This window comes from Diplocloster agilis, assembly GCF_019042275.1.
Taxonomy (GTDB): Bacteria; Bacillota; Clostridia; order Lachnospirales; family Lachnospiraceae; genus Diplocloster; species Diplocloster agilis.
Window position 1 is genome coordinate 21117 of record NZ_JAHQCW010000058.1, and the last position, 6917, is coordinate 28033.

Genomic DNA, 6917 nt, shown 5'->3' on the forward strand with positions numbered 1-6917 from the left:
CTTAGATTCCTCCCACTGCCAGTTTCATCAGATTTTCCTGCGTTGCTTCTTCTCTGGGTACTTCCCCCGTCACTTTTCCCTCGCTCATAACCAAAATCCGGTCCGCCATGGACAGCGTCTCCTGTAATTCGGAAGAGATCATGATAATGCCGATTCCCTGCCGGCACAGATCTTCCATGAGGCTGTAGATTTCCGCCTTGGCTCCCACATCGATGCCACGGGTCGGATCGTTGAGGATCAGAATATCCGGAGAGGTCTGCAGCCATCGGGCGATAACCACCTTCTGCTGGTTTCCGCCGCTTAGGTTATCCACCCTCGTTTCCGGGGAAGGCGTACGGATTCCCAGTTTTTCCACCCAGGTATCCGCCATCTTCTTTTCCGCTTTTTTGTCCACTTTAAAATGTTTCTGGAGGCTGTTGATCACCGCTATGCTGATGTTAAACCGCACGGAGTCGGTCAACATAAGCCCTTCCACCTTCCGTTCGTTGGGGACATAGGCAATCTTATTATGAATGGCGTCTTTGGGCGACCGGTTTTTGATTGAATTACCCAGGATTTCAATGGAACCGTCTCTTAAATAGAGATCTCCGAACAGCCCGCGCACCACACTGGTCCTTCCTGCTCCCATCAATCCGAATAAGCCCAGGATTTCACCGCGGTGCAGGTTGAAGCTGACGTCTTTCGCTTTTCCGCAGGTCAGATGATTCACTTTCAATATACATTCCCCGGGTTCCTGCTTCACATGCGGATACATGCTGTCCAGGGTACGGCCTACCATTTCCCTTACGATCGTCTCCTCATCGGTCTTAGCGGTCACAAAATCAGATACGCTCTTGCCATCCCGCATAACCTGTATCCGGTCCGACAAGGTAAAGATTTCATCCATACGGTGGGAAATATAGATGATACTGATCCCCTGTTTTGCCAGGTTCTGCACGATCTTCAGCAGCTGTTCCGTCTCTACCCGGTTTAAGGCGGACGTGGGTTCGTCCATAATCAGCACCTTCATGTTCCGGCTCATCGCCTTCGCGATCTCCACCAACTGCTGCTGCGCTGCGGTCAGAGTGCTGACTTTGGCTGTCACATCGATCTCGTCGGTAATCTGCCGGATGATCTCATCCGCTCTTTTGTACGCTTCCTTCCAGTCGATTGGACTGAATTTTCCATTTTTCTTCGGCATGGCGTTTACCAGGATATTTTCCGCCACGGTCAAAGTCCCGTAATTATCCAGCTCCTGATAGATGATGCTGATCCCCATATCGATGGCTTCGTTGGGGGTATAACCTTCGATTACCTTCCCATCGTACTCTATCACGCCTTCATCCTTGGTATACGCACCCGACAGGATTTTCAGCAAGGTGGATTTACCCGCGCCGTTCTCCCCGACCAAGGCCAGCACTTCCCCTCTATTCAGGGATATGGTAACCTGATCCAGGGCCAGCACGCCGGGAAAGCGTTTCGTGATGCCCTGCATTTTCAGGATGGTTTCACTCATATCTTCTGCTTCCCCCTTTATCTGTCCAGCCATCTGGCCGGATTATGGATTAACATCTGATCGATCTGTGCTTTTGTCACGCCCACCTCGTCAAGCATGGGAATGATATGCTGCAGAATATGGTCATAGCCCCAGCCGCCGTACTTGTGCAGAAGGGATTTCAGACACAGATCGGTGGACAAAAGCATCTGTTTTTCATAACCTCTGTCCATGATCTTTTTCACCAGAAGCGACCGCTCCCAGTCATTGACGAAGCGGCCCGACCCGGGTTTTACATCCCAGCGGTCCGTGAACATTTCTTTTCCCCAGTTGTCGAATTCAATATAGACTCCCATATCCAACAGCCGGAATATATAATCTTCCCTGTTTTCCACATCACTGTGGCAGATCACGATGTTCTCCGGGGCGATCCCATGTTCCTTCACGATATCCATGGCCTTAATTCCCTGCGTCGACCAGGGGTTAATGTGGATCATCAGCGGAGCGCCTGTTCTCACCTGGGCGCGGCAAGCCCCGATCAGGGATTTTTCTTCAAAAGGAAACAGGATATGGCTGACACCGATCTCTCCGATGAAACCGGCCCGTATCCCACTGTGGCCAATCTCTACTTCGATTTCCCTAACAATCTGCTCTTCGATCTGTTCAATGCTCATGTCCAGCGTTTCTTTCTGCTGTGCGCCTTCCACATAAAAACCGGCTCCTGCGATTACATTCAGGCCGGTTTTCGCGGCTGCCCGGGCCAGAAGCTGCGGGTCACGTCCCAATCCCACCGTACTGGCATCCACAATGGTCTGTCCGCCTGCGCTCTTAAACGCCAGGATCTCTTCCAACTGGGTTTCTTCATCCATCATACGGACATTGTCCAGCACGGCAAAGGGATTTCTCTTCAAAACTCCCAGTGCTTCCATGGTCACCGGCTTATAAGCCAGATTTTTCATACCGATCTCTTCGGGCGGTGCAAAAAATACACTCATGTCTATGTAGATATGCTCGTGGGGCGCGCAGATCCCCAGCTCGCCTGCCTCTTTTTTTCCTAAAACGGTCATTACTGCCATGTTCTTACCCCCGTTCTTTTCTAAATCAGAGCGGGCACCCGATGCAGCCATCTTTTCTGCGACCGGGTGCCCGGCTGTCTACGATGTCATTACTCTTCTAAAACCTTTCGGTTTGCTGTCACTGTGCCCATTCTGCCTGGGGATACCATTCTTCGATATTGTTCATGTCGATATAGAGATGGTCCATCAGCAGGCTTTCCGGTGCGGGTGTTTTGCCCTGAACCAGCTCGATACAGCCCGGTACGATATATTCGCCGTATCTCTCAAGGAAGTAGGAAACGCCGCCTCTCCAGCAGTTGGGTTTTCCGGCATTTTCCTGAGTGTAGATGTTTTCACGGGTAGAAACGGATACGCCATGGTTTACGATAAATACATCATCTTCTCTGCCTGCTGCCTGTACGGCCGCGAATGCTCCCTGTGCTCCGATATCATTGATGGAACCGATTACGATATGGGTCTTGTCCGGATTTGCCGTCAGGAAATCCGCACAGAGCTGCTGTGCCAGAATCGCGTCGTCTTTCATGGATACGGTCGTGGTTATAGCTTTGAGATCGTCTACGGAATAATCCGTCTTATTTGCCAGGCCGTCTAAGATACTGTCCATTCTGGTCTGCACCACTTCGCCGGCCTCGGGAGTATGCTCAAACAATACGGCATCCACTTTTCCTTCCCAGTTCTCGTTTACCAGATCGCCCAGCGCTTCTCCACACAGCTGGCCGGCCAGCACGTTGTTTGCTCCCATGTAAGGGGCGTCGCCTACCGGAATATCAATGGCCATAACCGGAATTCCCGCGTTCTGGCATTTTTCATAAATGGTATCATTAACGGCTGCATCAAGGTTGAACTCTACAAGCACATCGATTCCCTGAAGGATCAGGTTATCCACATTTTCAACCGCTTTCGCGCCGTCGCCCGCATTGTCCACGCGGATCACTTTGATCGTAATTCCCAGTTCTTCACCTTTTTCCTTGGCTATCTTCTCGATATTATCACCTACCGGAATCAGATGCTCCTGTGATTCATCCAGTCCGGCATAACCGATGGTAAAATCTTTTAATTCGCCGGAAGCGGCAGAATCCGAAGCTTCAGGCGCTTCCGCCGGTTTCTGGGTCTCCTGGACCGTAGCATCAGGCGCCGCTGCATCTGTGCCTGACGGTTCAGCTGCCTTCTCCTGGCATCCTGCACACATCGTCAACACCAACATGATCGACAATAAAACACTCACTACTTTTTTCATACCTATTTCCTCCTTTAGTTTAGATGTACGTGTTGCTCTTTCCAATTGCCAATACTTGTATCTGGTGATGCCGGAACTCTCTTACCTCCTTTCCTGAGAATCCCCCTCTGGTATTATATATTTTTGTGTACTCGAGTATATAATACATTATAATATACTCGAGTACATTTTTCAATAGAATACCTCTTTTTCTGCAAATAATTTTTATTTTTATGTCGTTTCGCCGATCCAAAAACTTGGCGGCAGAACCACCTTCGTATTGCTCTGATTTTTTTCAATCGCGTCGATCAAAATCGCCGCGGACATTTTCCCCATCAGATATCTGGGCTGAGCCACCGTTGTGAGATAGGGATGTACCATTCTGCACAGGTCCAGTCCGTCATGCCCCACTACCGCCATATCATCGGGTATCCGCATTCCTCTCTCCTGCATCTCATTGATTATGGAAAGCGCCATAATATCATTTTCGCAGTAGAGGGCAGTGGGCGGTTCCGGATCGTTCAGGATCAGGTCCATGGTCTTTTTTGCAAACCAGGGAACCAGATTCGACAAGCCGTTTCCCTGATACCGGTACCGGTCAGTCAGACCAGCCTCCTTCATCGTTTCCTGAAATCCCTTGGTCCGCTGTCTCCATATATTATATTGAAAGGTGTCTTCATAGGCTACCTTGTCTGTCTTGGGACAGCTCAGCGTCCCGTGCATGCAGCCGATGCGGGTGTGTCCTTTTTGTATCAGGTGCTCTACCGCCAGTCTCGCGCCCTGCATATTATCTGTATTGACGCAGTTCACTCCCGGCAGATCCACCTCATTGTCCATCAGAACGCAATGTACTCCGGACTCTTCCAGTTCCTGCACCTGCTTTTTCGTAATATTCAGATGATGCAGCACCACGCCGTCAATACACCGTTCCTGCAGCATATTGATATAATCCGTTACCCGGCTGGCAGAATGAGCGTTGCACATTAACGTCGTATACCCATTTTCAAATGCCACCGCTTCAAATCCTTTATTGACCAGATTATGGAATGTATCCGAAATATTGACCATCACATAAGCGACCGTACGGCTCTTTCTGGTCACCAGACTTTTCGCAATCATATTCGGCTTAAACTTCAGCTCATCGATTGCCTGATTGATGCGCAGCCTGGTTTCTTCCTTCACATACCCGCTGTTATTGATCACTCGTGATACGGTCATACGGGATACTTTCGCCTTCTTGGCGACATCATCAATGGTTGCCATATAAGAATCACACCTTTTGTCAAATTAGACTATTTATTTTCGCTGTTTTTCAGCCACTCTTCATAATACACGCGCATGGATGGGAACAGCGAATCCGCTCCGTCCTTGGTAATGACAAAGCCCTCCTCGATCCGGTTCGAACCTCCGGGCAGGCCAAAGAGGCTGATATCCGTATTCACTGTCATGCCCTCCCGGAAAACATCTTCTGTTTTTTCATCCGGATAGGGGCTTTCCGCTTCCGCGCATCCGATGCCGTGCAGAGGAGGATACACATCGTATTCGGACAATCCGGCATCCCGGAAGTAATTCCGCACCGCGCAGACGAAATCTTTCATCGGCACCCCGGCTTTCAGATAAGGAAGTCCGGCCGCGGCCGCATGAATCAGGACATCCAGCACATATCTGGTCTCTTCGCCATAGTTCCCCACCGCGAAAGGCAGTTCACAGGTAACCACATAACCCTCATACTGAACGGCCATCGCGCACATCAGCATATCTCCGTCCTCAATCACTTTATTCTCTGCCCGTCCCACGATCCTGGCCGACCGCTCTCCGGAACCGAACACGGTAAAGATAATCGCTTCCGCTCCTTCTTTTCTGGCAGTCCCTTCCGCGATACCGGCCGCATACCGTTCCGTCTTACCGACCAAATCAGCGTCCATCATTGCCCGGAAACCTGCTTCCGCAATTCTGGCAGCCTCCCGCAGGCAGGCGATCTCATTCTCTGATTTTGTCTTTCTAAGCTCAAACAGGATCTCATTGCTGTCCACCACCTGGCAGCCAAAAGCCTCTCTGATATTATGTAAAAGCGCCTCCGACATAGCGTCCATACCCGCGATCCCAAGTCTGGAAAGACCGGTCCTGCTTCTAAGCTCGGCAGCCAGACTCTTAAAGCTTGTAAACTTCGCCAGCGGATATTCGATCTCATCCGGCACAGTAACGCATAAGAAATCCGGCACCAGCCTCACATCCGGCCAAACGCTCATCTCCCTGGCCACCTGCTCCCCTTCCGGAGCACATAAGACAATCGGTTCTCCCTCTGTCGTAATCAGGAGCGCCCCCCGCTCAAAGATCGGCCAGTAATTCGAAACATAGCGAAGATTTTCTTTCCTATATTCATCTCCATACACTAATATAACATCCAGCTGCTCTTTTGTCATATACTCTTTTATCTTGTCAATACGTTGTTGAAACTCCTCTTTCGGTATACAAATTTTCTGCATTTTGCTCTCCTTTTCAGTCTGATCTTCTAATACCCACACCCTAATTTTCTATTCGAAAGCGCCCTCTCCTCCCTTCCGCTTACCCTATTCCACAACAGGGCCTTTTCAACATGTTACCGCTAACATATTCTTTCCAAAAAATACTCCCCAAGGAGCATTCCAAAACCATTACCTAAGCCACATGTTACCGCTAACACATCATAAAATTATAATATCCTATTTACAAAATGATGTCAAGCCCCACATACTATTCGCAGTCTAAAAACAAAAAATCACAATTACTTCCCTTAAAAAAACATTTCACATACCCTGACCCCAAAGCAGGAGCGGGCTGGATCGAGGGAAGCAGCGGGCTGGCGCAAGGGCGGGCGGCGGAATCCTTTTGTGTCTCCCCGGGCGGGCATAGGGCGGCTGTGCTGCAGCTTAGTGAAATCCAAAAACCGGATTCAGGAACCGGGGGCGGTATACGGGGACGCTCCGGGCGGCCGGGTTCTTTTGTATCTCCCCGGGGGCGCATAGGGCGGCTGAGAAGACGCTTAGTGAAATCGGAAAGCCGGATTCAGGATGCCCGGCGGACTTCACGTCCGCCGGGCAAGAGCCTCTGAACCGGGAACACATCACGTGTTCCTGGTGAATAGGCTCGGTTCCTGAATCCGGCTTTTCGA

The 6917-nt window shown here is 50.3% G+C and carries 5 protein-coding genes; all 5 read right to left on the minus strand.

Annotated elements, in window-relative coordinates:
* Window position 1: 1 nt before the first annotated feature.
* Window positions 2-1495 carry a sugar ABC transporter ATP-binding protein gene (locus KTH89_RS22970; protein ID WP_238723258.1) on the minus strand — a complete coding sequence of 498 codons (1494 nt, stop codon included), beginning with the start codon at window positions 1493-1495 and terminating at the stop codon, window positions 2-4.
* 17 nt (window positions 1496-1512) lie between these two features.
* Entirely contained in the window at window positions 1513-2550 is a 1038-nt protein-coding gene (locus tag KTH89_RS22975) for a phosphotriesterase family protein (protein ID WP_238723259.1), read from the minus strand.
* A gap of 118 nt (window positions 2551-2668) precedes the next feature.
* Complete coding sequence (locus KTH89_RS22980; protein WP_158344148.1) at window positions 2669-3787, minus strand: sugar ABC transporter substrate-binding protein; 1119 nt, start codon at window positions 3785-3787, stop codon at window positions 2669-2671.
* Between the two features lie 210 nt (window positions 3788-3997).
* Window positions 3998-5029, minus strand: coding sequence for a LacI family DNA-binding transcriptional regulator (locus KTH89_RS22985; RefSeq protein ID WP_158344147.1), 1032 nt, complete (start codon window positions 5027-5029; stop codon window positions 3998-4000).
* Window positions 5030-5058: 29 nt separating this feature from the next.
* Entirely contained in the window at window positions 5059-6252 is a 1194-nt protein-coding gene (locus KTH89_RS22990) for a M24 family metallopeptidase (RefSeq protein WP_238723260.1), read from the minus strand.
* Window positions 6253-6917 lie beyond the last annotated feature (665 nt).

Coding starts and splice junctions, on each gene's coding strand:
- KTH89_RS22990 (WP_238723260.1), bottom strand. CDS start 6,252: ATGCAGAAAATTTGTATACCGAAAGAGGAGTTTCAACAACGTATTGAC.
- KTH89_RS22975 (WP_238723259.1), bottom strand. CDS start 2,550: ATGGCAGTAATGACCGTTTTAGGAAAAAAAGAGGCAGGCGAGCTGGGG.
- KTH89_RS22970 (WP_238723258.1), bottom strand. CDS start 1,495: ATGAGTGAAACCATCCTGAAAATGCAGGGCATCACGAAACGCTTTCCC.
- KTH89_RS22980 (WP_158344148.1), bottom strand. CDS start 3,787: ATGAAAAAAGTAGTGAGTGTTTTATTGTCGATCATGTTGGTGTTGACG.
- KTH89_RS22985 (WP_158344147.1), bottom strand. CDS start 5,029: ATGGCAACCATTGATGATGTCGCCAAGAAGGCGAAAGTATCCCGTATG.